At 67.6% G+C, this 25,652-nt stretch carries 16 protein-coding genes; 12 read left to right on the top strand and 4 right to left on the bottom strand.

Annotated elements, in window-relative coordinates:
- Nucleotides 1-88 precede the first annotated feature (88 nt).
- The 7 genes from ABIC66_RS11825 (at nucleotide 89) to ABIC66_RS11795 (ending at nucleotide 10,733) form a co-directional block, all read left to right on the top strand.
- Nucleotides 89-1,153: a LacI family DNA-binding transcriptional regulator gene (locus ABIC66_RS11825; RefSeq protein ID WP_354070477.1), complete on the top strand. Its 1,065-nt coding sequence runs from the start codon at nucleotides 89-91 to the stop codon at nucleotides 1,151-1,153.
- A gap of 348 nt (nucleotides 1,154-1,501) precedes the next feature.
- Entirely contained in the window at nucleotides 1,502-3,691 is a 2,190-nt protein-coding gene (locus ABIC66_RS11820) for a TonB-dependent receptor (RefSeq protein WP_354070476.1), read from the top strand.
- Nucleotides 3,692-3,767: 76 nt separating this feature from the next.
- Complete coding sequence (locus tag ABIC66_RS11815) at nucleotides 3,768-5,723, top strand: glycoside hydrolase family 3 protein (protein WP_354070475.1); 1,956 nt, start codon at nucleotides 3,768-3,770, stop codon at nucleotides 5,721-5,723.
- 16 nt (nucleotides 5,724-5,739) lie between these two features.
- Nucleotides 5,740-7,941, top strand: a complete 2,202-nt coding sequence (locus ABIC66_RS11810; protein WP_354070474.1) for a beta-glucosidase family protein — start codon at nucleotides 5,740-5,742, stop codon at nucleotides 7,939-7,941.
- Between the two features lie 14 nt (nucleotides 7,942-7,955).
- The gene (locus tag ABIC66_RS11805) at nucleotides 7,956-9,518 is read left to right on the top strand and encodes a carboxylesterase/lipase family protein (RefSeq protein WP_354070473.1); all 1,563 of its coding nucleotides are present in this window, start codon (nucleotides 7,956-7,958) and stop codon (nucleotides 9,516-9,518) included.
- On the top strand, nucleotides 9,515-9,703 hold the full coding sequence (locus tag ABIC66_RS11800; RefSeq protein ID WP_354070472.1) for a hypothetical protein: 189 nt from the start codon (nucleotides 9,515-9,517) through the stop codon (nucleotides 9,701-9,703). The genes ABIC66_RS11805 and ABIC66_RS11800 overlap by 4 nt, the downstream gene beginning before the upstream one ends.
- Nucleotides 9,704-9,878: 175 nt before the next feature.
- Complete coding sequence (locus ABIC66_RS11795) at nucleotides 9,879-10,733, top strand: alpha/beta fold hydrolase (RefSeq protein ID WP_354070471.1); 855 nt, start codon at nucleotides 9,879-9,881, stop codon at nucleotides 10,731-10,733.
- A 101-nt stretch (nucleotides 10,734-10,834) separates the two neighbouring features.
- Here ABIC66_RS11795 and ABIC66_RS11790 read toward each other — a convergent pair whose 3' ends face one another.
- From ABIC66_RS11790 to ABIC66_RS11780, 3 genes are all read right to left on the bottom strand, one after another.
- Nucleotides 10,835-13,816: a prolyl oligopeptidase family serine peptidase gene (locus ABIC66_RS11790; RefSeq protein ID WP_354070470.1), complete on the bottom strand. Its 2,982-nt coding sequence runs from the start codon at nucleotides 13,814-13,816 to the stop codon at nucleotides 10,835-10,837.
- Nucleotides 13,817-13,988: 172 nt separating this feature from the next.
- A complete protein-coding gene (locus ABIC66_RS11785) occupies nucleotides 13,989-15,341 on the bottom strand; it encodes an ATP-binding protein (RefSeq protein ID WP_354070469.1) in 1,353 nt (450 codons plus the stop codon).
- A 2-nt stretch (nucleotides 15,342-15,343) separates the two neighbouring features.
- Nucleotides 15,344-16,051, bottom strand: a complete 708-nt coding sequence (locus ABIC66_RS11780; protein WP_354070468.1) for a response regulator — start codon at nucleotides 16,049-16,051, stop codon at nucleotides 15,344-15,346.
- Between the two features lie 154 nt (nucleotides 16,052-16,205).
- Here ABIC66_RS11780 and ABIC66_RS11775 point away from each other — a divergent pair, with 154 nt between their 5' ends.
- The 3 genes from ABIC66_RS11775 to ABIC66_RS11765 all read left to right on the top strand — a co-directional run bounded on the left by ABIC66_RS11775 (nucleotide 16,206) and on the right by ABIC66_RS11765 (nucleotide 18,027).
- Nucleotides 16,206-16,613 carry a hypothetical protein gene (locus ABIC66_RS11775; protein WP_354070467.1) on the top strand — a complete coding sequence of 136 codons (408 nt, stop codon included), beginning with the start codon at nucleotides 16,206-16,208 and terminating at the stop codon, nucleotides 16,611-16,613.
- A 65-nt stretch (nucleotides 16,614-16,678) separates the two neighbouring features.
- On the top strand, nucleotides 16,679-17,098 hold the full coding sequence (locus ABIC66_RS11770; protein ID WP_354070466.1) for an EF-hand domain-containing protein: 420 nt from the start codon (nucleotides 16,679-16,681) through the stop codon (nucleotides 17,096-17,098).
- A complete protein-coding gene (locus ABIC66_RS11765) occupies nucleotides 17,095-18,027 on the top strand; it encodes an alpha/beta hydrolase (RefSeq protein ID WP_354070465.1) in 933 nt (310 codons plus the stop codon). Before ABIC66_RS11770 ends, ABIC66_RS11765 begins: the two co-directional genes overlap by 4 nt.
- Nucleotides 18,028-18,152: 125 nt before the next feature.
- On the opposite strand, the gene ABIC66_RS11760 is transcribed toward ABIC66_RS11765, so the two are convergent.
- The gene (locus ABIC66_RS11760) at nucleotides 18,153-20,825 is read right to left on the bottom strand and encodes a TonB-dependent receptor (RefSeq protein WP_354070464.1); all 2,673 of its coding nucleotides are present in this window, start codon (nucleotides 20,823-20,825) and stop codon (nucleotides 18,153-18,155) included.
- A gap of 599 nt (nucleotides 20,826-21,424) precedes the next feature.
- Here ABIC66_RS11760 and ABIC66_RS11755 point away from each other — a divergent pair.
- On the top strand, nucleotides 21,425-22,516 hold the full coding sequence (locus tag ABIC66_RS11755; RefSeq protein WP_354070463.1) for an aldose epimerase family protein: 1,092 nt from the start codon (nucleotides 21,425-21,427) through the stop codon (nucleotides 22,514-22,516).
- Between the two features lie 312 nt (nucleotides 22,517-22,828).
- Nucleotides 22,829-25,651, top strand: coding sequence for a TonB-dependent receptor plug domain-containing protein (locus ABIC66_RS11750; RefSeq protein ID WP_354070462.1), 2,823 nt, complete (start codon nucleotides 22,829-22,831; stop codon nucleotides 25,649-25,651).
- Nucleotide 25,652 lies beyond the last annotated feature (1 nt).

Genomic DNA, 25,652 nt, shown 5'->3' with positions numbered 1-25,652 from the left:
TCCGGCCGAGGGCCGCTTTTTCGACCATCACGGTTTGGGAGAAGGGGATGTCTCGCGCCGTGAGGCCGTTTCCGCTAGGTGTCGTCGCATGCAGCAGGACGAGCGAGGCGAGCCGGTCACCATCGTCGACATCGCCCGCCAGGCGGGGGTGTCGATCAAGACCGTATCGCGGGTGATCAACCGCGAGGAGGGCGTGGGGGCCTCGACCCGGGCGCGGGTGCAGGCGCTCGTCGACAAGCTCGGCTATCGCCCCAATGTTTCGGCCCGCTCGCTGTCCAGCCGGCGCAGCTATCTGATCGGCGTGATCTTCATGCGGGTCGGCGCCTACCACTATGTGGGCGAGGTGCAGGTGGGGGCGATGCGCGCCTGTCGCCGTGCCGGCTATCACCTGGTGGTCGAGCAGGCCCAGCCGCCGGAGGCGGTCGGTGGCGTCCAGGGGTTCGCCGACGTGTTGCGCGACGCTCGGTTCGACGGGGTGGTGCTGACCCCGCCCACCTGCGACGACCGCGAGGTGCTGGCCGCGATCGAGGCGGCGGGCCTGCCCTATGTCCGGATCGCCCCGCACCGGGAGTTCGAGCGCTCGCCCTATGTCTTCATGGACGATCGGCAGGCCGCCTTGGAGCAGACCCTGCGCCTCTGGGACATGGGCCATCGGCGGATCGCCTTTATCGACGGACCCGACGATCACGGCTCGGCCGCGCGCCGTCGGGAGGGCTATGTCGCCGCCCTGCGAGAACGGGGTGTCGAACCCAGGCCGGACTGGATCGCCAAGGGCCAGTTCCTGAGCCTGTCGGGCTTCGACGCCGCCGAGACGCTGCTGCGCCTGCCCGAGCCGCCCACCGCGATCTTCGCGGCCAATGACGAGATGGCCGTGGGCGTGCTGGCCGCGGCCGTCAAGCACGGCCTGTCCGTGCCGAGGGATCTGTCCGTGGTCGGGTTCGACGACACCCCCGCCGCCGAGGCGGCCTGGCCGCGCCTGACCACCATCCACCAACCGACCGCCGAGATGGCCGAGGCGGCCGTGGAAATGCTGATTCAGGGCTTCGGCGACGAGCGGCACCGGGCGCGGGTAGCGGTCCGGCAGCTGGACTATCGGCACATGTCCCGCGACTCCGCGGCGCCGCCGCGCGACGTGAGCGACCGACAGGGCTGAGCCTCTGGAAGCGCTTCCTTCGGAACGGATTTTCGGTTCGAGGGCCCGGCGGGAATAAAGCTTCGCCTCCGCGCCGCTGGAGCGCAAATCCGCCTCTGTAATCGGTTTCATCGAGACAGCGGTGTCAATAAAATCGTTATAGACAACGTTGTCTGAGCGTGATGTCTGATTACGACAACGTTGTCGTAATCGCCATGAAGCGGTGCGGAGCGAAGTCAGGAAAGGCCTCGAAACAAGGGGCCGGAGGAACCGCAATCAGGCGTCCACCCGGGCGTCGACTGGACGTCTCCGACGTTTCGGCGCTCGCGCCGCCGCGCCCGATCGTTCAGGCAGGACAAGGGGAAAGACATGCGTAGTCTGTTGTTCGCGTCGGCCGCGCTCGCGGCCGTGAGCCTTCACGCGCCCATGGCCATGGCTCAGGACGCCAATGTCGTGAAGCTGGACGAGGTCGTCGTCACCGCCCAGCGCCGCAGCGAGAACCTGCAGAAGACCCCGCTGACGGTTTCGGCCGTCACCGGCGACAAGCTGGAATCGCAAGGCATCAAGACCGTCGTCGACCTGTCGGCCCAGGTGCCGGCGTTGCAGATCAGCTCCAGCGGCTCCGGCGCCGCCGTGGTCTTCCTGCGCGGCATCGGCAGCACCAACACCACCGAGGTCGGCGACCCGGCGGTGGCTTACCATATCGACGGCATCTACATCGCCCGGTCCACCTCGGTCGGCGCGCTGTTCTACGACGTCGACCGGGTCGAGGTGCTGCGCGGCCCGCAGGGCACGCTCTACGGCCGCAACGCCACGGCCGGGGCGATCAACGTGATCACCAAGCAGCCCAAGTTCGCCTACGAAGGCAACGGCGCGCTCGATGTCGGCAACTACGGCGCCTTCACCACCTCGGGCATGGTCAATGTCCCGGTCGGCGACACCCTGGCGATCCGGGCGGCCTTCCAGCAGTCGCGCCATGACGGCTACGTGCGGGCCTTGAACAAGGGCCCGGGCACCGGCGGCAACGACCGCTACGACCAGGACGACAAGTCGGCCCGGATCCAGCTGCTGTGGAAGCCCAGCGACACGTTCCAGGTCCACCTGGGCGCGGACTACCTGCACCAGGGCGGGGCCGGCGGCGGCGACAAGACCTACGGCACGGCCCTGGCCACCAGCGATCCGTGGACCTGCAACTGCGCCACCAACATCTATCGCAACAACAAGTTCTTCGGCGCGCACGGCCAGGCCGATCTGGACCTGGGGTTCGCCACCCTGACCTACCTGACCGGCTACAACTTCTCGCGCCTCGATCGCAGCGGCGAGAACGCCAGCACCGGCGCGCCCAACTACTTCAAGGGCAAGGACTACACCTGGTCGCACGAACTGCGCCTGGGCGGGGACACCGGAAACCTGAAGTGGGTGGTCGGCTTCTACCGGTTCACCGAGGACAACAACGTCGACTTCCGGGTGTTCCTGGCGACCAACTCGTACCTGTCGTTCATCCAGCCCGAGGTGTCGGCCAAGTCGATCGCCGCGTTCGGCCAGGGCACCTATACGGTGACCGACCGGTTCCGGGTGACCGGCGGCCTGCGCTACACCGAAGACCACAAGGCCCGCGACGGCGGCACCTTCCTGACCAATTCGGCCGGAGCCATCACTTCGGTCGTGGTCAAGAACCTGGCCGACGCCAAGTGGAACGCCACCAACTGGAAGCTCGGCGCCGACTTCGACCTGACCAGCAGCTCGATGCTCTACGCCAACGTGGCCACCGGCTATAAGGCCGGCGGCTATTTCGACGGCGTCGGGGCCAACACTTACGAGCCCGAGAAGATCACCTCGTACGAAGCCGGGGTGAAGAACCGCTTCTTCGATAACCGCCTGCAGCTGAATGCCACGGCGTTCCTGTACGACTACAAGGACTTCCAGGTCTCGGCTGTCGGCGTGATCGCCGGCCAGAACGCCACGGTCACCCTCAACGCCGACAAGGCCCGGGTCTATGGCGCGGAGTTCGAGAGCAACCTTGTCCTGACCGAGAACGATCGGATCGACGCCACGCTCGGCTACCTGCACGCCCGCTACACCGACTTCGTGCTGCCGCTGGGCGACGCCTTCGCCAACAACGCGGCGAACGCCAGTGTGGCGGCGTGCTTCAAGGCAAACTTCACGGCTCCGTCGCCCCGATCGACGGACTTTTCGGGTTGCCGCATGGCCCGCACGCCGACCTGGACGCTCAATGTCGGCTACCAGCACACCTGGGAGATCGCGTCGGGCGCCAAGCTCGTCGGCCGCGTGCAGACGCACTACGAGAGCGGCAAGAACCTCGAATATCACGGCTTCGCCCAGAACCGGCAGGACAGCTTCACCAAGACCGACGTCAGCCTGACCTATTCCAGCGCCGACGACCGGTGGACCCTGCAGGGCTACGTCCGCAACCTCGAGAATGACGACGTCCGCACCGCTTCGTCGCCGAACTCGACCACGGGCCTGTCCACCAACGGCAACGGCGAGTTCTACGCGCCGCCGCGCACCTTCGGCATGCGCCTAGGCGTGAACTTCTAACCACCCGGTGACCCTCGCCCTCGGCGGTCCCTGCGCCGCCGAGGGCGCTTCTTTGTTCAGCGTTCAGGAGTTTGGCGTGCCGGTCCTTCAACGTCTTCTGCTTTCGACGGCCCTGGCGATCGTGGCTGGGTCCTCGGCCTTGGCGGCCAGCCAGCCGGCGCTGGGTGCCCGCGGCGGCAAGGTCCTGGCCATCGACGGTTTGCGGTTCCGAGACCTGGACCGCGACGGCCGGCTGTCGCCATTCGAGGACTGGCGCCGCTCGCCCGCCGCGCGCGCCGACGACCTCGTCTCGCGCATGACGCTGGAGGAGAAGGCCGGCCAGATGATGCACGGAACCTTGCCGGCCGTCGGCGGCATGATCCCGGGACGAGGCCAGGGTTACGACCTGGCCAAGCTGACGCCGCTGATCATCGAGCGCCACGTCACGACCTTCATCACGCGGCTGTCGGGTGATCCGGCCTGGCTAGCCGAGCAGAACAATGCCGTCCAGGCCATCGCCGAGCAGGGCCGCCTGGGCGTTCCGGTCACCATCAGCACCGATCCGCGCCACCACTTCCAGTTCGTCGCCGGGGCTAGCGTCGCCAGCGGCGGCTTCTCGCAGTGGCCCGAGGCCACGGGCCTGGCGGCGATCGGCGACCCGGCGCTGGTTCGCCGCTTCGGCGACATCGCCCGCCAGGAATACCGCGCCGTCGGCATCCACCAGGCCCTGTCACCGATGGCCGACCTAGCCACCGAGCCCCGCTGGTCGAGGATCAACGGCACGTTCGGCGAGGATCCCGAGCGCGTGGGCCAACTGGTCAAGGCCTACGTCCAGGGCTTCCAAGGCGGCGAAACCAATCTCGCGCGGAACGGCGTCTCGGCCGTGGTCAAGCATTGGGTCGGCTATGGCGCCTCGGCCAAGGGCTTCGACGGCCACAACAGCTACGGTCGCTACGCCGTCTTTCCGGCGGGCCAGTTCGACCTGCACGTCAAGCCGTTCGACGAGGCCTTCGCGGCCGGGGTGGTGGGCGTGATGCCCACCTACGCGGTGCTCAAGGACCTGGGCCTGGAGCAGGTCGGCGCCGGCTTCTCGAAGCAGTTGCTGACCGACCTGCTGCGCGACAAGCACGGTTTCAAGGGGATCGTGCTGTCGGACTGGGCGATCACCAACGACTGCGGCGACACCTGCCTGAACGGCTTCCCGCCGGGCGTGAAGCCGACCTTCGCCGGCCTCTCCACCGCCTGGGGCGTCGAGACCCTGACCAAGATCGATCGCTACGCCAAGGGCGTCAACGCGGGCCTCGACCAGTTCGGCGGCGTCGAGGACACGGCCGAGCTGGTGGCGGCGGTCAAGGCGGGCAAGATCGCGCCGGCCCGCATCGACGCCGCCGCCCGCCGCATCCTGGCGATCAAGTTCGAGCAGGGTCTTTTCGAGAACCCCTATGTCGACGCCAAGGCCGCCGCGGCCCTAGTCGGCTCCAAGGCCTTCGTCGCCGAGGGGCGGGCGGCCCAGAGCGCCGCCCTGACCCTGCTGGAGAACAAGGATCACCTGCTGCCGTTGAAGGCCGTCGGCCGCAAGGTGTGGCTGAAGGGCGTTTCGCCCGACGTCGCCCGCGCGCACGGCCTGGTCCCGGTCGAGGATCTCGCCCAGGCGGACCTGGCAATCATTCGCGTGGCCGCCCCGTTCCAGACCCTGCACCCGAACTACATGTTCGGCAGCCTGCAGCACGAGGGCGACCTGTCGTTCAAGGACGGCGCGGCCGACTACGAGGCGATCAAGGCCGCGTCGGCCAAGGTCCCGACCATCGTCGCGGTCTATCTGGACCGTCCGGCGATCCTGACCAATGTCCGCGACAAGGCCTCGGCCCTGATCGGCGATTTCGGGGCCGGCGACGACGCCTTCCTCGACGCCCTGACTGGCGTCGCGCCGCCGCGCGGCAAGTTGCCGTTCGAGCTGCCCTCGTCGATGGCCGCCGTCGAGGCCCAGGCCGAGGACGCGCCGCACGACTCCAAGAGCCCCCTCTATTCGATCCATTTCGGCCTGACCTATTGAGCCCGAGGACCCACGCATGAAGCGAACCCTGAACCTCGCGGCGAGCCTCGCCGTCCTCGCCGTCGCCACCGCTGGCCACGCGCAGGCGCCCGCCGATCGTCCCTGGATGAACGCCAAGCTCTCTCCGGACCAGCGCGCGGCGCTGCTCGAGAAGGAGCTGACCCTCGACGAGCGCATCGGCCTGGTCCACGGGCCGATGTCGATGCCGATCTTCGGGATCAAGAAGCCCGAGGGCGCGATCGGCTCGGCCGGCTATATCCCTGGCATCCCGCGCCTGGGCGTGCCGGCCGTCAACGAGAGCGACGCCAGCCTGGGCGTGACCAACCCGCTGGGCGTGCGACCCGGCGACGGCGCCACGGCCCTGCCGTCGGGCCTGGCGCTGGCCGCCACCTTCAACACCAGACTGGCCTATGAGGGCGGGGCGGTGGTCGGACGCGAGGCGCGGGCCAAGGGCTTCAACGTCCAGCTGGCCGGCGGCGTCAACCTGGCCCGCGACCCGCGCAACGGCCGTAACTTCGAATATGTCGGCGAGGATCCCTGGCTGGCCGGCAACCTGGCCGGGGCGTCGATTAAGGGCATCCAGGACCAGGGCGTGGTCTCGACGATCAAGCACTTCGCCTTGAACGGCCAGGAGACCAGCCGCCACTTCGCCAATTCGGTGATCGACGAGGCGGCCCTTCGTGAGAGCGACCTGCTGGCTTTTGAAATCGCCATCGAGAAGGGCCAGCCGGGCTCGGTGATGTGCGCCTACAACCTGGTCAACGGCGACTACAGCTGCGGCAACAACCACCTGCTGAACGAGGTGCTGAAGCGCGACTGGGGCTACAAGGGCTGGGTGATGTCGGACTGGGGCGCGGTCCACGCCACCGACTACATCGTCAAGGGCTTGGACCAGCAGTCGGGCGAGCAGCTGGACGCCAAGGTCTGGTTCGGCGCGCCGTTGAAGGCCGCCGTCGAGAAGGGCGAGATCCCGGCCGCGCGTCTGGCCGACGCCAGCCGTCGCATCCTGCGCTCGATGTTCGCCGCCGGCCTGTTCGACAAGCCGGTCGCCCCGGGCGGCGCCATCGACTATGACGCCGGGGCCGAGATCGCCCGCGCCGCGGCGGCCGAAGGGATCGTGCTGCTGAAGAACCGCGAAGGTCTTCTGCCGCTGGCCAAGACCGCCAAGACGATCGCCGTGATCGGCGGCCACGCCGACGCCGGCGTGCTGTCGGGCGGCGGCTCGTCTCAGGTGGTCCCTCCGGGCGGCGCCAAGACGATCATCCCGCTGGGCGGGGAGGGCATGATGGGCCCGTTCCGCAGCCAGTACTTCAATGGCTCCTCGCCCCTGGCCGCCATCCGCAAGGCCGCGCCGGACGCCAAGGTCGTCTTCGACGACGGCCGCTACCCGTCCGCCGCCGCAGCCGCCGCCAAGGCCGCCGACATCGTCGTGGTGTTCGGCAACCAGTGGATGGGCGAGGGCGAGGACGCCCCGGACCTGTCCCTGCCGGACGGTCAGGACGCACTGATCGCCGCCATCGTCGCGGCCAATCCCAACACGGTCGTCGTGCTGCAGACCGGCGGGCCGGTGACGATGCCCTGGCTCGACAAGGCCGGCGCGGTCGTCGAGGCCTGGTACTCGGGCGCCAAAGGCGGCGAGGCGATCGCCGACGTGCTGTTCGGCGCGGTCGACGCCTCGGGTCGTCTGCCGATGACCTTCCCGACGTCGATCGACCAGTATCCTCGGGCGCAGCTCCCCGGCCTGGGCCTGCCGGAAAAGACCCAGTTCGACGTGGTCTATTCCGAGGGCGCGGACGTCGGCTATCGCCGCTTCGCCGCCAACGGGGCCAAGCCGCTGTTCCCGTTCGGCTACGGCCTCTCCTATACGACGTTCGCCTATTCGAACCTGAAGGTGACGGGCGGCGACACCCTGAGCGTCAGCTTCGACGTCGCCAACACCGGCCAGCGCGCCGGCAAGGACGCGCCGCAAGTCTATCTGACCGGGGCGGCGGGCAAGGCGACCCAGCGACTGATCGGCTTCGACAAGATCGAGCTCAAGCCCGGCGAGACACGCCGCGTCACCCTGACCGCCGACCCGCGCCTGCTGGGCGGCTTCGACGCCAAGGCCAACCGCTGGAGCTTGACGGGCGGCGACTACCAGGTCGCCGTGGGCGCGTCCTCGGCCAATCTGACCCTGAAGGGCGCGGCCAAGGTCAAGGCGCGAACCCTGAAGCCGTGAACGGGAGGAACCTCATGAGCATCCGCATCGCCACCCTCGTGGCTTCCATCATCCTGGGCGCCGGCCAGGCGCTGGCCGCCGATCCAACGGTGATTACGACGTCCGGCCCCGTGGTCGGCGAAACCGTCCAGGGCGTGGCCGCCTTCAAGGGCGTGCCGTTCGCCGCCCCGCCGCTGGGCGCCCTGCGCTGGCGCGCGCCGCAGCCGCCGAAGGCCTGGACCGCGCCGCGCGACGCCAAGACCTATGGCGCCGACTGCATGCAGAACCCGTTCCCCGGCGACGCCGCGCCCCTGGGTGTCAAACCGGCCGAGGACTGTCTCTATGTCAATGTCTGGACGCCGGAAGCAGCGCTAAAGGACAAGGCCAAGCGGCCGGTCATGGTCTGGATCTACGGCGGCGGCTTCGTGAACGGCGGCAGCTCTCCCGCCGTCTATGCCGGCGACCGTTTCGCGCGCGACGGCGTGGTGCTGGTCAGCTTCAACTACCGCGTCGGCCGCTTCGGCTTTTTCGCCCATCCGGCCCTGACGGCGGCCGGCGCGGACGGCGGCATGCTGGGCAACTACGGACTGATGGATCAGATCGCGGCCCTGAAGTGGGTGCGTGACAACGCCGCCGCGTTCGGCGGCGACCCCGGCAACGTCACGGTGTTCGGCGAGTCGGCCGGCGGCCTGTCGCTGCACGCCCTGCTGACCGCGCCACAGGCCAAGGGCCTGTTCCACAAGGCGATCATCGAGTCCGGCGGCGGGCGGCCACGCCTGCTGCCGACCCTGCCTCTGACCGCGCCGGCCGGCCAGCGCTCGGCCGAGGGGGCGGGCCTGGCCTTCGCGGCCAAGGCCGGAGTTTCGGGAACCGACGCGAGCGCGTTGGACGCCCTGCGCGCCCTGCCGGCCGAGGCGGTGGTGGACGGCCTCAACATGGCGACGTCCAACACCCCGACCTGGGGCGGCGGGCCCATGCTGGACGGCAAGATCATGACCCGCGAGCCGCTCAAGGCCTATCAGGCCGGGGCGTGGAGCAAGATGCCAGTGATGGTCGGGGCGACCAGCGCCGACGGCTTCTTCTTCGGCGGAACTAGAGATCAGGTCTTCGCGCCGTTCGGCGCCCGCCGGCCCGAGGCCGAGGCGCTGTACGACCCCAAGGGCGACGGCGACCTCAAGGTCTATGGCTGGAAGGCGGCGGGTGATCGCATGTTCATCGAGCCGGCCCGCGCCGTGGCGCGGGTGATGTCGGGCCAGGGCGCGCCGGTCCACGTGTTCCGCTTCTCCTACGTCGCCGAAAGCCAGCGCGGTCAATGGTGGGGCGCGCCGCACGCCACCGAGATCCCGTTCGTGTTCGACACCGTCGACGCCCGCTATGGCGCGGCCCTGAGCCCGGCCGACGCGGCGGCGGCCAAGGCAGCCCACGCCTACTGGATCGGCTTCGCCAAGACCGGCGTCCCCGCCGCGTCCGGCGGTCCGGCCTGGCCGCGCTACGAGGCGGCGTCGGATAAGATCCTCGACTTCAGCCTGGAAGGGCCGAAGGTCGTGGCCGATCCGCTGAAGGCGCGCCTGGACCTGGTCGAGGCGACCACGCCATGACCATGATCGTCGTGGATACGGACCAGGTTCGGCGTCTGCGCGACCTGCTGCCGGCGCTGACCAAGGCTCACCTGCAAGACACGCTGGGGATCAGCGAGACGACTTGGGTGCGTCTGCGCGACAAACGGCCGATCCGGCGATCGACCTACGAGCGGCTCATGCGCCGATGCGGCGCGAAACCCTAAGGGCGACGGCTCCGCGATCCTGGCGAGCCGATACGCGGATGCGCCATCGGGAGGGGCGTCGTCTGGAGCTTAATTGGGCGCCCGGCGAATGCAGTTGAGGCTGGGCTGAGCCCGACGACATGCGCATTCAAGCGCCAATCTTGAAACCGCCTCGCGGGCGGGGTGTTATTTCGCGATGCGCCGCCAACTCTCCGTTGAAGTCGGCTCTTCGCGCCTCTCGGCGCTTGCCGCCGGCTCGCCCGATCAACCCGCCATTGTTCTGCTTCATGGCTGGCCGCTTTGCAGCGCCGTTTGGAGCCCCGTCATCGACGTGTTGGGCCAGGAGCATTTCGTCTTGGCGTTCGACCTTCCCGGGACGGGCCAGTCGGTTGGCCAGCCGATCCCGATCCTGAAGGCCGACATCGCTCGGACGATCATCGCCGGCGCGGAAGCCGCCGGCGCCAGGAACATGGTCGTTGCGGGCGTCGATGTCGGCGGCATGATCGCCTTCGCCGCCGCCCGCGATTTTGGCGACCGGCTCGCCGGCGCCGTGATCATGAATACGGTGGTGCCCGGGCTAGACCCGTGGGAGGCGCTGCTCGCCAATCCGCAGATCTGGCATTTCGCGCTGCACCAGATTCCCGGCCTTCCGGAAACGCTCGTCTCTGGACGTGAGCGTTCGTATTTCGATTTCTTTCTTGATGCTCTGGCGGGCGACAAGACGAAGATCGGGGAAGCGTTCCGCCAGGCGTGTGTCGAGCAGTATTCGACTCCGGAGGCGCTTCGTACGGGTTTCGACTGGTATCGCGCCATGCCCGAGGACGCCAAACACAACGCCGTCCCCAGGACGATCGACACGCCGATCCTCTATCTACGCGGCGACGCTGATCACCGCCCGATCGAGCCCTATCTGGACGGCTTGCGCGGGGCGGGCGCCAGCCAATTGCAGGGGCGAACCATCGCGGGCAGCGGTGAGCTCCTGTCCATCGAAGCGCCGGAACCGCTCGCCGCGGCGCTCGTGGAGTTCACGCGCGAGCTCTCTTGCAGGTGATCGCGAATTTGCCGTCGATGGTGTCGGCCAGCGAGCCGCGCGTCCTCGCCACCCTTCGCGACGAGTCGCCGGAAAGAGCTGAGCGAGGACATGCGCGCCGACTATTTCGGGATGGGCCGCCAAGCCGATGCGCCGGCCCCCTCGCCGAAGCGGATTTCGACGACCTTGCTGGTCGAATCCAAGGTCACCTCCGCCAGCGATCCGTCCGAGGCCAAGCGGAACCGGGTCGGACCCTCAGCCACGAGCTTATCGCTGGGCAAGCCGGCTGGCGGATCGACGATCAGTGTCTCGCCGTCGCGCCGCACCGCCAACGTCGCCTCGGGCCGGCCGACCAGGGCATAGCGGCCGACGTAGCGATCCAGCACGGCCGGCGGCAGCGTGGCCGCCTTGGGTCGTGTCAGCAGCGGTGCGGCCGCCCGCAGCGCTGGATCGCCCAGGAAGGTCCAGCGGTCGTCGCGCCGCCAGGTCTGGTCGAAGACGCCGGACGCGATCCAGGCGCGATCAGGAGCCCGGCCTCTGGGCTGCACGGGTCGCCGCCCGTCGGCGATCCACCAGTCGTAGGGATTGCCAATGGAATCGCCCATCACGGTCAGCAGCGAGAACGGCTCCCACAGGAACAGGCCCGCGGCCGAGTTGCCGGCCACCGACAGCACGTAGCGATGGGGCGCGCGCGGGCTGGGACGCAGCATGACGGCGTAGGCGTCCTTGGCCGTGAAGCGTCGGCCGTCGACCGTGATCGCCTCCGACGACAAGCGCAGCGGCAGGTCGCGGCGCAGCCGGGCCGCGACGGCGTTGTCGTCGGGGCCGCCCAGGAGGATCAGCGACAGGCTTTTTTCCTGTTCCGTCGTAAGGGCCTTGTCCTCCACGACGCGCGCTTCGCCGCCGTAGATCGCTCGCCACATGCCGGCCAGGCGTTTGGCCTTGTCGCGGATCAGGGCCCGCATGTCGGGATCGCGGGCGGTCGTGCCGACCACGATGACGAAGGGTGTCGACAGAACGTCCATGGCGCCGCCGGGCAGGGCCGGTGTCTTGAGGACGGCGCCCGTCGGCGCGTCGGGAGTGGTCAGCGCGAAGCGGCCGTCGGCGCCGGGCGCGGCGTCCAGAGCGCGGCCGTTCCACACCACCTTCAACGGTGCGTTGGTCTTCAGCAGAGCCGGCGGCGGGGTCAGGGACAGGCGGGCGACGTTGCGGGTGTCCAGCCGCAGCACGCCCGGCTCGGTCATCTCGGCGTCGACCTGGATCATCGCCAGCGGCGCCGTCGCGCCTTCGACGGTCAGCCAATGGGCCTGGGCGTCGCGCAGCCCGACGGCGCGCAGGCGGATCTTGATCGGGGCCTCGGCCCGGCGATGACCCAGGAGCCAGCCGACGATATCGTCCTGCTCGCCGAGCGCCTCATGACCCCATCCAGGGTATTCGTGATAGCGCACGTCGTAGCCCCAGCGCTGCAGCAGCGTGGCGGCGTGGCGGGCGTAACGGACATCGATGGCGGCGTCCTCGTCGCCCTGGTGGATGAAGACGGGCGTGTTGTTCAGCGCCTCTAGCCCGACGAAATCGCTCTCGGCCTCGCCCAACCAGCGCTCGATCGGACGATCGGCGGCGGGATCGTCGCGGCCCGCCTTGGGGTCGAGGCGCGGGTCGGAGCCACCGAACACCGGGGCCAGGGCCGCGAACCGGCCGGCGTGGCCGACGCCCAGTTGCCACGTCCCCTTGCCGCCCATCGAGCCGCCGGTGAGGTAGATGCGGGCGTCATCCAGGCCAAGACGGGCGCGCGCGGCTTCCAGGCAGTTCATCACATCCTGCCCGCCGGGGCCGAGATAGCCGTTGGAGCCGCGCCCATGAGGCTCGATCCAGACCACCGGCCAGCGCTCGGGTGGGCCGGCGTGGCGGACATCGACGTTCCAATAGCGAACATAGGGCGGCGAACCGGGATTGGCGCCGTGCAGATAGAGCACGACCGGCCAGGCCCGGCCGGGATCGTAGTCGCCCGGCAGGTAGGCGCGGCAGAACTGGGGAGAGCCGTCCAGCGGATCCACCCAGGCCAGGCGCACGAAGCCGGAGGGGCGGATCGCCGCCTTTGGCCCCATCCGCATTTCGGCCGCCTCCATCAGCGCTGAATGGACTGACCCGTAGGCGTCCTTCAGGCGCGAGAGGTCCGCGCCGGCCCGGTCTGTGACCAGGGTGGCGAGCAGCCGCCAGTGGCCGGCCTCGGCGCCGCTCCCGGTCGCGGCGGCGGCCTGGGCGAGCAGGGCCTTGGCGGCCGCCGCCATATCGCCCTTGTACCAGGACGCGAAGGCCAACAGGGGCTTGCCGGAGGCGCTGGTCGTCCGCACGGCGACGTCATAAGGCCCGTCGGGCCAGTCGACGGTCGGCAGCGACGCGATCGCGCCGCGCGGCGCGCTGGCGCGGCCGACCTCGCGTCCGCCCGGCCCGGTGACCACCACCTCGACGGTTCCCGGGCGCGCCAAGGCGTCGGTACGGACCTTCAACTGGCCGTCCTGGTCCCAGGCGCCGGGCTCGAGACGGATATCGGGCAAGGGCTGGCCTGGTGAAAGGATCCGCGCCGACAGCAAGGTCGCGCCGGCGCCGCGTTCCGCCCGTAACAGAATGGCGTTGGCGCCGGCCCGCAGCCGCACCGGGACCCGGACAGCGTCGTAAAGTCCCGAGGGCTTGTCGGGAAGGGCGATCGGCTGGCCGTTGAGCCAGACCGAAAGCGGTCCTCCGGTCCCTAGCGACAGCTCCGCGGCGCCTTCGGCGTCCCGCACCACAAGCGCCGAGGCGTAGAGCCAGCGCCCGTCGACGCTGGCCGCGGTGAGATCGATAAGATCGTCCCAGGTCGCTAGAGGCTTCCAGTCGGGGCCGGCCGCCAGCCCGGCTTCGTCGGGCATAGGCTCGGCCGCACCCTTCACCATCCAGCGCCGCAGGTAGCGCGCGTCGCCCGGCGTCCAGAGAAGGCGTTCGGCGTCACGGACGGCTTGGCTCTTTTCCGGTGGCGCGGAGGGGGCTGGCTGCGGGGCTTGCGCCAACGCCAAGGTCGTCGTCAGGGCGAGCGCCATCGTCGCCGCCATCAGCCGAAAACCCGTCATGCGCTAGCCTCCCTGTTGATGCTAGCGCTAACACATTATCCCAGGTTGTGCAGGGTGGAGGGGCCAGGGTGGCGATGGCCGGCCTGTCGCGAAGCGCCTCGACCGGCCGATCACCGCCAGCCAATGCGACGCGGGCCCGCGGTTTGGCCCGCATGAAGGCGATCAGGCGGTTCTAGGCGGGCGGCTTCAATGGCGCCGGCAAATCGATCTTGGCGGACAAGCCGCCTTCCGGGCGGTTGGACAAGACAAGCCGGCCGCCCTGAGCGGAGGCCAACGCCTGGACGATCGAAAGGCCAAGGCCGGCCCCGCCGGTGCGCCGGTTGCGCGAAGCCTCGCCGCGCTCGAACGGAGCAACCAAGGTCTTCAGAGCTTCGGCCGGCAATCCCGGGCCGTCGTCCAGCACCATGATTTCCACACGTCCGCCCAGAGGTCTTGCGTCGAGCGTCACCGCGCCGCCGTAGCGGATAGCGTTGTCGATCAGGTTGTCGATCATGCGCCGAAAGGCCAAGGGGGAGGTCCAGGCCACGCCAGCCACCCCAGGCGCCACCGCGACGGTCTGACCCATCTCGCGGCGCAGGGCGACGAGGGCCTCCAGCTCACGCCGCACCTCGATCGCGCGGGCGCCGTCGCCTCGTCCGGCGTCCTGACGAGCGAACAGCAGGGTGTCGTCCAACAACTGGGACATCTCGGCTAGATCGGCTCCGGTCTTGGCGCGTTGGGCCTCGTCGGCGATAAACTCGGCCCGCAACGTCAGGCGGGTCAGATAGGTTCGCAGGTCGTGGGCGATGGCCGCGAGCATGCGGGTGCGCTCGTCCATCAGGTCGCGAATTCGGCCCTGCAGGGTGTTGAAGGCCGCCGACAGCTCGCGCAGCTCGCGCGGGCCCCTCAGCGGAAGGGCTTTGGCGTCCAGGTCGTCGCCGAACCGGGCGACCGCCTGAGCCAGTTGACCGACCGGCCGTGTGGTCTGGCGCACGGCCAGAGCCAGCATCAGGAGGGTGACGACCAGCAGGGCGGCCGCCGCTAACGACACCCGGCCGAAGAACAGCCGTGCTGTCTCCGGCGCGCGGCGACGCAGCACCAGCACTTTGCCATCGGCCAGTCGCACCGATAGCCGAAGGGCGGCGCGGCCGGGCAGGGCGCCCGCCTTCAACTGGCCACCGCGCCGGATGTCGATCCGCAGTTCGCGGTCGCCCAGGGCCTGGCGGTAGGCTTGGTAACCCCGATCGCCAGCGCCGGCGGCGCGGGCGCGGAGCGGCAGGCGCGGCAGATCGGTTTCAAGCGTCGCGCGGATCACGCCGGTGTCCAGCGCCCGAACGACCTTGGCCCGGGTCGCCGGCGAGCTGGCCTCCACCGCCTCGACGATGGCCTGGGCCTCGGACGGTCGCGGCAATTGGTAGAAGCGCACGCCGCCTTCGCCGCCGCCCTGAGGCCAGACCAGCAGGGCCGCGCCGATCACCAGCATGATCGCAAGGCCCGCCAGCAGGATCGCCGTCATGCGAGTGGAGAGATTGTCCGACAGCATCATCGTCAGAGTCGCTCGACCGGCGCGCTGAACAGGTAGCCGCCGCCGCGCACGGTCTTGATCAGGCCGGCGTCGCCCAGCTTGCGGCGCAGGCGGCTCAGCAGCACGTCGACGGCGCGGTCGAACGGCTCGGCGCCGCGGCCGCGGGTCCAGTCCAGCAATTGGTCGCGGCTGAGCACCCGCTGCGGATGGCGCAGAAAGGCCATCAGCAGGTCGTACTCGCCGCCGGTCAGCACCACGGGCTCGCCGTCGGGGGCGGTCAGGTCGCGGCTGGCGGTGTCGAGCCGCCAAGCGGCGAAACCCAGCATTTCGCGCGGTGGCGCGCTGACCACGCGATGGACCTCGCGCGTGCGACGGAGGATCGCCTTCACGCGGGCCAGCAACTCGCGCGGATTGTACGGCTTGGGCAGGTAGTCGTCGGCGCCGATCTCCAGGCCGATCACCCGGTCGATGTCGTCGCCCTTGGCGGTCACCATCAAGATGGCCACGTCGCCGGCCGCCCGCAGGCGCCGGCACATCGACAGGCCGTCCTCGCCTGGCATCATGATGTCCAGCAGCGCCAGATCCACCCGGCGGCGAGCGGCCAAGCGGTCGAAGGCCTCAGCGTCGGCGCAGCCTACGACCTCGTAGCCCTCCCGGCGCAATAGCCCCAACGTCAGGTCCCGGATTTCGGCGTCGTCTTCCACGACCGCGATCAGCGTGTTGTCGGCCATGGTCAAGAGATGCCCCAAGCCTTGGCCTGGCGGAAGCCGCCACTCTGTCCGTTTACACTTCGATACAGTTCGTCGGGTGCGAGCAAACCAGGGATTGCCGAGCGCGGGTCAACTGAGGGCGTCGAGGGACATCGACCATCTCCATGGAGCCAATATGCGTAAGATTTCCGTCCCGGCCGCCAGCCTCGTGTCCCTCGCGGTGCTCGCCGCGATGATCGCCGTGCCAGCTCAGGCCGGGCAGCATGGCCGCTTTGTCAGTGTCCAGGGCGCGCGCGGCCACGGCTACGTCCACAGTCGCGACGTCAGCCGTCAACCCGGCGCGATCTCGGTCTCGCGCGGGACCCAGACCAATTCCGGCCGCGGTGTCGCCAGCAACCGTCACGCCAGCTGGGGCGACGGCGCCTACCATGGCGGCGCAACACGCACGTTCGACAATGGCGTTTCGGCGAGCCGCTCGACCAACGTGGTCAACAACGGCGACGGCACGGTCAGCTACGACCATTCGCGCACCGGCTATGACGGCTCGACGCATTCGACCAGCGGCACGGTAACGCGCCCCTGATTGAACGCCCTGGCCCGCCGCGCCACGGCCCCAGACGCGCGGCGGGCGGTTTTTGGAGACCAAAGTTGAAGATCCTGACCCTGTCCATCATCTGTCTGGCCGCCATGGGCGTCTCCAACGCCAACGCGGCCCCGCGCACGCCCGGCGCGGCGCTCGACAAGGCCGACGCGAATCACGACGGCTACGTCACCCGGGACGAACTGAAAGTCTCGCGCGGGGCGCAGTTCGAACGTCTCGACCGCAATCACGACGGCGTGGTGACGCTCTCGGAGTTTCCCCGCCTGGCCAAGTCGAACCGCCCCAAGGCCCGGACGCTGAAGACCCTGATCACCCACGCCGACCGCGACGGCGATGGCCAGGTGACTCGCGCCGAGTTCGTCGACGGGCAAGCCCCGCTATTCGATCGCGCCGACCGCGACCATGACGAGCGCCTTTCTCGCGACGAGCTCACCGCCGTTCGCGAACAGCTCAAGAGCCTGAAATGACCTTGCGCGGACTGACGACCGTTTTCCTCGCCTTCACGCTGGGCGCTGTGATCGCGCCGGCCGACGCTGGCGCTCAGGCAAGGCTGAACCGGCTGCCGCCGGCCTTGCGCGAGCGTCTGCGGGAGAAGCAGGCCGAGGAGGAGCGCCCGATCGACCTGCAGGCTATCCTGCCCGGCGCCCGCAAGCAGACCGACGCCTATGGAACCGATGCGGCTCAGCGGATGGACGTCTACATCCCTCCAGGCGCGCGCAACGCGCCGATCCTGATCATGGTGCATGGCGGCGCCTGGATGATTGGCGACAAGGCCAACACCGGCTCGGTCGAGAATAAGCTCAAGCACTGGCTGACCCGGGGCTGGATCGTTGTCAGCGTGAACTACCGCATGTTGCCCGACGCCATGGCCTACGAGCAGGCCGAAGACGTCGCCGACGCGGTGCAGTGGGCGCAGGGCTATGCCGAAGACTGGGGCGGTGACCCGAGGAAGATCATCTTGATGGGGCACTCGGCCGGGGCGCATTTGGTGGCGCTGGTGTCGTCGCGGCCACAGATGGTCGGCCAACCCTGGGCCGGGTCGGTCGTGCTGGACTCCGCCGCCATGCGGGTTTCCGCGACCATGGCTGGCCGCCATCCAGGTTTCTACGACCGGGCGTTTGGTGATGATCGCGACTATTGGGCCAAGGCCTCGCCGATGGACCAATGGACACCGAAAGCCGTGCCAATGATGCTGGTCTGTTCGACCAAACGACCGGACGCGCCGTGCGACGACGCCCGCCGCTTTCAGTCCAAGGCGCGCGCGGCGGGACGCGACATGCCGGTCCTGCCTCAGCCGCTGACTCACGCCGACGTCAACCGGACGCTCGGGCTGCCGGGAAGCTATACCAACACGGTGGACGCCTTTATCGCCGCGCGCTTGCAGGAACAGCGCTAGCGACCGCGGCTGTGGAGCCCAGAGCGCGAAAAGAATGCCCGCCGCATCGTCAGAGACCAGACGCGGCGGGCCAAGAGGAGGCGGGGGAGGGCGTCGCGGTTGCGGCCGCGACGCGCCGTTGATCGCTACATCTTGTAGACGAAACTAACTTGGTAGCTGGGACCGAACACGCCGGTCTCCTGCCAGAGGCCGGGGTTGTTCTTGTAGGCCTCTTCCTTCTTGTTGAAGAGGTTCTGGCCCGCTGCGGTGACGGTCATGTGATCGTTCAGGTTATAGCTGGCCGAGAAGTCGACCTGCACGCCCGACTTGATCGTGTGCCCCTCGCGCGCGAAGAAGCTGTCGGCGTTGTTCTGCTCGTAGGCGCTACGGTAGTTGGCCGACACGCGGGTGCTAAACTTGGCGTTTTCCCAGTAGCCGGTCACGTTGCCCGACTTGCGCGACAGGTTGCGCAGCGAGAAGCCCGTGGTGGAGTACTTCGGGTCCACATAGGTGTAGTTGGCGAGGATGCCGAAGCCGTCGATCGGCAGCCAGGCGTCCAGCGACTGCTGCCAGTTGACCTCGTAGCCGCGCAGCTTGACCACGGACGGGTCGTTCTGGGTGACCGTGATGTCGTAGAGCTTGCCGTTGGCGCCCACGCAGTCGCTGGTCGAGGCGCTCTTCGTCAGGTTGACGTTGTTCCACGACGTCGGACAGACCAGCGAGGTGAAGGTGCCGTTCTTCACGTCCTTGGCGAAGGCGCCGAAGCTCAGGCCGCCGCCCTGGCCGTAGTACCATTCCAGGCTGACATCCAGGTTCTTGGCGGTCAGCGGCTTCAGGGTCGGGCTGCCCTGGTCGACGAAGACCGTGGTCTGGCCGGCGCTGTCCTTGGCCTCGAACTGGGTGGTGTTGAGCTTGGAGTTGCTGTCCAGGATCGGCCGGACCAGCGTCTTGGCGGCCGCCAGGCGCAGGATCAGGCTGTCGGTCAGGTCGAACACCACGTTGGCGCTCGGCAGGATGTCGTCGTACTTGGTGGTCGTCGAGATCTTGCCCAGCAGGTTCTGGATGTCGCAGTCGCAGCCGTCGGTCAGGTTGCCGTCGACGGTTTGCTTGGTCGACTCATAGCGCGCGCCGACATTGGCGCGGAACGGGATCGGACCCAGATCGCCGCGCAGGTCGGCCATCGCGTAGAGCGAGTCGATGTTGCGCGAGAGGCTGTACGAGGCCTGCGGGTTGTAGAGCGCCGGAACGCTCACGCCCTTGGCCGCCAGGGCCTTGCGATAGGCCTCGATATCGGGCGTCAGCCAGCTGTTCACGCCCGTGACGCCGCCGTCCAGGAAGTTGGTGACCTTCGGATTGCTGTTCGTATAGGTCGGAACATACTGGAAGTTGTCGTCGAAGAAGTCGCGGCGGGTGACCGTGCGGTCGAAGCCTTCCTTCTTCAGCTTTCCGCCGAACTGGATGTCGCGAACGATCCCCCAGTCGGCGTCGAACTTGACGTCCAGCTGGGCGGACTTGCTGTCGGTGACCTGGTGGTTCTGGGCGCCGTTGGGATAGGTCGACCAGGCCAGGTTCGACGTCGCGTAGATGCTGGGGTCGGTCGCCGCGCTCGACATGGTGAACTTGATGTTGTCGGGGTTGCTGATGTCCAGCACGCCCGAGGCCACCTTCGGTTCGATGATCGCGGCCTCTTCGGTCAGGTAACCGTCGCCCTTGGTGTAGTGGACGATGGCGTTGGCCTGCCACTTGGGCGCCAGGTCCCAGCGGGCGTAGCCGGTATAGGCCCGGGTCGACAGGTCGCGCGTTTCGAGCTGGCGGTTGTTGTCGAACGTGAAGTTGCCCAGGTTGACGACCGTGGCCGCTCCGTTGGACAGCTTCACCGGCGTGACCGACGACTTGCCGAAGTTGCCGAACACCATCTGGTTGACGTTGTACTTGGTGGCGTCCTTCGAATAGACGCCGGTCAGGCCCAGCTTCAGATTGTCGGTCGCCTTGAACTCGACGCCGGCGTTGAACTGGGTGCGATCCGAGGTGCGGTCGATGCGGCGGTAGCGGAAGCGGCGCGGGACCAGCGTGCCCTGCGGCGTCGCGACCGTTCCGGCGAACTCGCCCACCGCGCCCGAGGCGGTGTACCAGCGGTCCAGGAAGGCGTAGTCGGCGCGGTCGTCCAGTTCCTGATAGTTGACGCCGGCATAGACGCCCAGGCGGCCGTCCAGATACTGGTTGGCGTAGACGACGCCGAACGCGGGATTGACGCCGCCATCGGCCAACTTGGCCTTCTGGCCCTTGACCGACAGGATCAGCTTCTGGCCATTAATGTCGAGCGGCTTGGCCGTGCTGATGTCGATGGTGCCGGCCAGGCCGCCCATGTCCATGTCGGCGGTCGGCGACTTGTAGACCTGCACCGAGCTGGCCAGCTCGGTCTGGATGATGTCGAAGCGGAAACCGTCGACGAAGTTGGGATTGGCGAAGTCCTGACCGTTCAGGGTCACCTTGGCGTACTGAGGGCCCAGGCCGCGGATGCTGATCGTCGCGCCGCGTCCGTTGACGTTCTGGATCTGGACGCCGGGAATGCGCTGGATGGCCTCGGCGATGTTGTCGCTGGGGAACTTGCCCAGGTCTTCGGCCGAAATGCCGTCCGAGACGCGAATGTCGTTGCGCTTGGTCTGTAGCGCGGTGGCCAGGCTCTTGCGGAATCCCGTGACGACGACCGCCTCGATTTCGTCGTTCCCCGACGGGGCGGCCTGCTGGGCCGTTGCAGCGCCCGCGAGGAACAGGCCCGACAGGGCGGTGCTCAGCATGGCGAAGTGTCGTAGTTTCATTATATTCCCCATTTGTGCAATTTAGAGCGAATTCTCTGAATTCTTGTCACCGGCATCAGAGATGCTGCGAAGTCGTCCTGTGGACTTTGTTTTTATCTGCTCTTCATTGCTTCTCTAATTCGAGAAGTCCCCCGTGTCGTTTTGAGATCAGCTCATCTTTATCCCCCAAAGCTTCGCGCGCCCGACTCGCCAGGCGACGCCTGCGTGGACCGCCAAGACCAGATCGCCGCCGCGCCATTCGGACCCAGCGTGCCCGCCGGGATCAGAGGTTGGTGAAGGTGGCGATACCAATCTATGACCAACCGAATGTGGCGCGATTTGGACTATTGATATGATCAATCTGGCTTTTGGCGCAAGCGACCTTAGCGCGTGCGTGGCTATTGGGCTTAAAATGGTATTATCGCCCGCGCTTTATGCATCGAGCCTGTTCTGGTGGGTCCGGACCGCGCAAACCGCGCGGCTCACTCCAGAGCTCGGCGCCACATTTCGCTTCCGTCGCCGCGCCGTCGAATTGTAGTTTGCGGGCCCGCCGCCGTGCGTGCTTTGGATCGATGCCTGATCTCGTTTTTCTCAGAGTGCGACTTGGCGTCACGGCGGTGATGACGGCTATCGCCAGCATCGCCCACGCGGCCGCGGTCGAGCGTCTGCCCTTCGGCAAGACCAGCACGGGCGCGATGGTCGTTAAGACGGTGCTGCGCAATGACCTGGGCATGCGCGTCGCGGCGATCGACTATGGCGCCACCTTGACCGCGATCGAGACGCCCGACCGCCAAGGTAAGGTCGCCAACATCGTGTTGAACCGGCCCGACATCGCGTCGTACGAGACCAACCAGCGCCGCTATGGCGCGGTGATCGGACGCTACGCCGGCCGCATCACCGACGCGCGCTTCAGTCTAGACGGGGTCACCCATCAGCTCGAGGTGGGGCGCAACAATATGACTCTGCACGGTGGCTCGCATGGCTACGACAAGCGCGTGTGGTCCAGTTGGCCCGTCACGGACCGCCGCTCCGTCGGCGTCCGCTTCCGCTTGCTGAGCCCGGCCGGCGATCAGGGCTTTCCGGGAGCGCTGCGGCTTACCGTGACCTACCGCCTGATGCGCAAGTCCAACGCGCTGCGCATCGAGTACGTCGCCCGAGCGAGCGCCCCGACGGTGGTCAATTTCACCAACCACGCCTTTTTCAACCTGGCGGGGGCAGGGGCGGGGACGGTCCTCGATCACCGCGTCTGGATCGACGCCGACCGCTATGCCGACGTCGACGCGCGCAAGGCCCCCAGCGGCGCCTTACCGTCGGTGACCGGCACGGTGATGGACTTCCGCTCGCCCCGCCGCCTGGGCGATGTCCTGCGGCTGGATGATCCCTTGCTGGCGCCGTCGAACGGCTTCGACCACAGCCTGGTCCTGCGCGACGCCGTGGCCGACACGCCGCGCCTGGCCGGGTGGATCGAGGATCCCGCCAGCGGCCGGCGCATGACGGTGTTGACCACCGAGCCCTCCGTCCAGTTCAACAGCGGCAACGGCTTCGACGGCGGCGAGACAGGCTCGGAAGGCGTCGCCTATCCACGATATTCCGGCCTGGCCTTCGAGACCCAGCATCTACCTGACAGTCCGAACCAGCCGACGTTTCCGTCCACGGCGCTGCGTCCTGGAAAGCCGTTCAGGTCGACGACGATCCTGCGGTTCTCGCGATAGCTTCACCGCTATCTTCCCAGGCCCTGGCGAGACGCGAAACAGGCTCTTGACAGTCGCCCCCGATCTCTACTTGATATCGATATCAATTAGAGATCGGAAGGATCGGCGGCGCGCTGGTCCCTCATCCTCTGAATTGATATCGATATCATAGTCCGAATCCCGCGGACCGCGCGTTTCGGCCATGGCTAAGGCGCTCGACCGCCGAGGCCCAACAAACCGGACAAAACGTTCGGAGGGGAGGAAGATATGGCTGATCATAGCCCTCGGCGCGGCCGCGGTCAGGCTTCGCAGGTTTCTCAGAGAGCCCTGGCCTTGGCTCTCGCCGCGAGCGCCTTGGTGGCGACGGCGGTGCAAGCCCAGTCGGCGGCGACGTCCGCTGCTCCGGCGCCGGTCAAGGCCGAGACCAACGCCGTCGACGAAGTCATCGTCACTGGCGTCATGGCCGGCACGGCAGCCAAGAAGGCGAATGTCTCGTTCTCCGTGTTGTCCGAAGACGACATGTCGAAGTTCACGCCGATCAGCGCCGACGACATGCTGCGCGACATGCCTGGTGTGGTCGTCGAGTCCAATGACGGCGTGGCCCGCAACGAGGTCTTCACGCGCGGCATGACGATCGGCACGGGCGCCAACACCTCGGGCTACTTCTGGACCACGATCCTGGAAGACGGGCTGCCCGTCGTGCCGTTCAAGTTCAGCGGCTTCCAGGACGGCTATTTCTATCGCGCCGACATCTCGACCAGCCGGGTGGAGTCGGTTCGCGGCGGTTCGTCGGCGACCGGCGTGACCACCTCCGTGGGCGCCACGTTCAACTACATCACCGGTCAGGTGAAGCCCGGCGCGGTCATCCAGACCCGTCTCGGCTTCGAGGGCGAGGACCTGCACCTGTCCTGGAAGCAGGTCGACGCCGCCTATGGCTGGGTCAATCAAGCGGGCGACTTCGGCGTCGGCCTCAGCGGCTTCTATCGCCGGTCGAACGGCCAGGTGAACCCGGGCTGGGATCTGAACCATGGCGGCCAGTTCAAGCTGAACCTCTACAAGGACTACAAGACGGCCAACGGTTCGGGCTCGTTCAATGTCGTGCTCAAGCATCTGGACGACACCAACGCCGAGCTGACCACCTTCCAGCAGCCGACCTACGGTTATCAGAACCCGGAGGAAATCCCCGGTTTCGGCCGTGACGTGAACCTGTTCATGAACGGCGGCAAGCAGACCGTTCCGAACGCCTTCAGGGGCGGAACCCACACGCTCGATCCCTCGGACGGCTACCGCTATCGGCAGGACGCGATCTCGCTGCGCTGGAACCACGACACCGACGGCCCCTTGAGCTTCACGGGGGCGCTGCGTGTCCAGAAGTCGCGGTACCGGGGACAGTCCTACAAGCCCCAGGGCCTGGCCTCGCTGGGCTCGGGGACGGCCACGCGCGAGCGGTACGGATTGAATATCAACAATCTCGACCGCACCCCCGGCTACTACGAGTACTACAACGGCGCCGGCGCGCTGGTCGCCCGGGTCGCTAACAACGTCAACGGCTCGCAGCTGGGCGTGAACTATCGGACGAACGCGGCCTGTCCCCGGGTGACGGCCACCACCTGGCAGTCCAACAGCCTCTGCCTGGTCTCCAACACCCTGCCGAACCGCAATGTCGACATGCGCGGCGGCCTGGTCACCGCCACCATCCCGACCGCGGCCGGCGTCTACAATTCCGGCGTCGTGCCGGTCGACAGCGCCTCGCAGGACCTGATCCTGCTGACGCGGGCCGAGGATAACCAACGTGAGTCCAACGACTACATGGGCAACTTCACGGCCACCTATCACGGCGACAATTATAGCCTGAACCTGGGTGTCTACGTGTCGCGCTCCGAGCAGGAAAACGACAACTGGGCCAACGGTCTGGGCGTCTCGGCCTGGGCGGACGGCCAGGTCCAGAACCTGAACGTCAAGTACGTGACCGACGGTGGAACGACCTATCAGCTGACCGACGCCGGCGGCTGGGGCTCGTACGGCAGCGGTCTTTTCACGACCGTCTCGCAGCGCGCCAAGATCCGCGAGATCTCGCCCTATGCCGGGGCCAGCTGGTCGCCGGGCAAGTGGGACTTCAACGGCAGCGTCAAGTACCAGCGCTTCGACGCCAAGACCTATTCGGAGACCTGGGACACGCGCAACGCCAACGCGGCGTCGCTGACCAATGGCGGGCTCGATGGCGATCCGCTGACCGTTTACGACAATGTCTACATGACGAAGACCGCCGCTAAGGTCATCGAGGCCGACAAGCACGTCGGCACCTGGAACTACAGCGTCGCCGTCGGCTACAACTTCAACGCCCGGAATAAGGTCTATTACCGCTACACCGACGCCAAGCAGCCGGCCGCGGGCGTGATCAATCGGTATTCGTCCGCCGCGGCGCTGGTGCGTCCGCTGGGCCCGACGGCCTTCATCAAGGGCCACGAGGTCGCCTATACGTTCGGCGATCGCAAGTTCAACGGCCAGATCACTTACTTCTATCAGAACTTCGCCGTGAACGATTATCCAACCGCGGTCGACAAGGACAATGTCTCGACCTACCTGCTGCCGGAGAATTTCAACCGCTACTTTACGCGCGGCGTCGAGGCCTGGGCCAAGTGGCGGATCACGCGGGCCCTGGAATGGAACCCGTCGGCGACCTTCCTGAACGGCAAGACGACCGAGGCCTATACTTGGCTCAATACCGGCGCGAACGGCCAAGGCGACGACGACGACGTGCTGCGCATCGACGCGGGCATACTGGCGCGCTCGCCCAAGTGGACGATCAGCAACACGGTCTCCTACAGCTTCAAGGATTTCCGGTTCAACCTTCGTCACCGCTGGATGGACGTGCGCAAGCTCAACAACAACGCACTGGACCACCGCTACCTGCCCAAGCAGGACAACCTGGACGCCTCGGTTCAGTACACCGGCATGAAGAAGACCCTGGTCACCCTGGACGTCCGCAACGTGTTGGATAAGCAATACATCTCGGCCTACGACCCGATGATCAGCACCAATCTGCCCGCCAATGTGCAGATCTACGACGTCGTCGCGCAGCTGCCGGAGTCTGGCTTCCTGCTGAAGCGCAACGCGCCGCGGTCCGTCTGGCTGACCGTGCGCAAGGAGTTCTGAT

This window comes from Caulobacter sp. 1776 (assembly GCF_040545685.1).
Classification (GTDB): Bacteria; Pseudomonadota; Alphaproteobacteria; order Caulobacterales; family Caulobacteraceae; genus Caulobacter.
The sequence above is the reverse complement of the archived record's forward strand: the minus strand, read 5'-3'. Positions and strand labels throughout refer to the sequence as shown.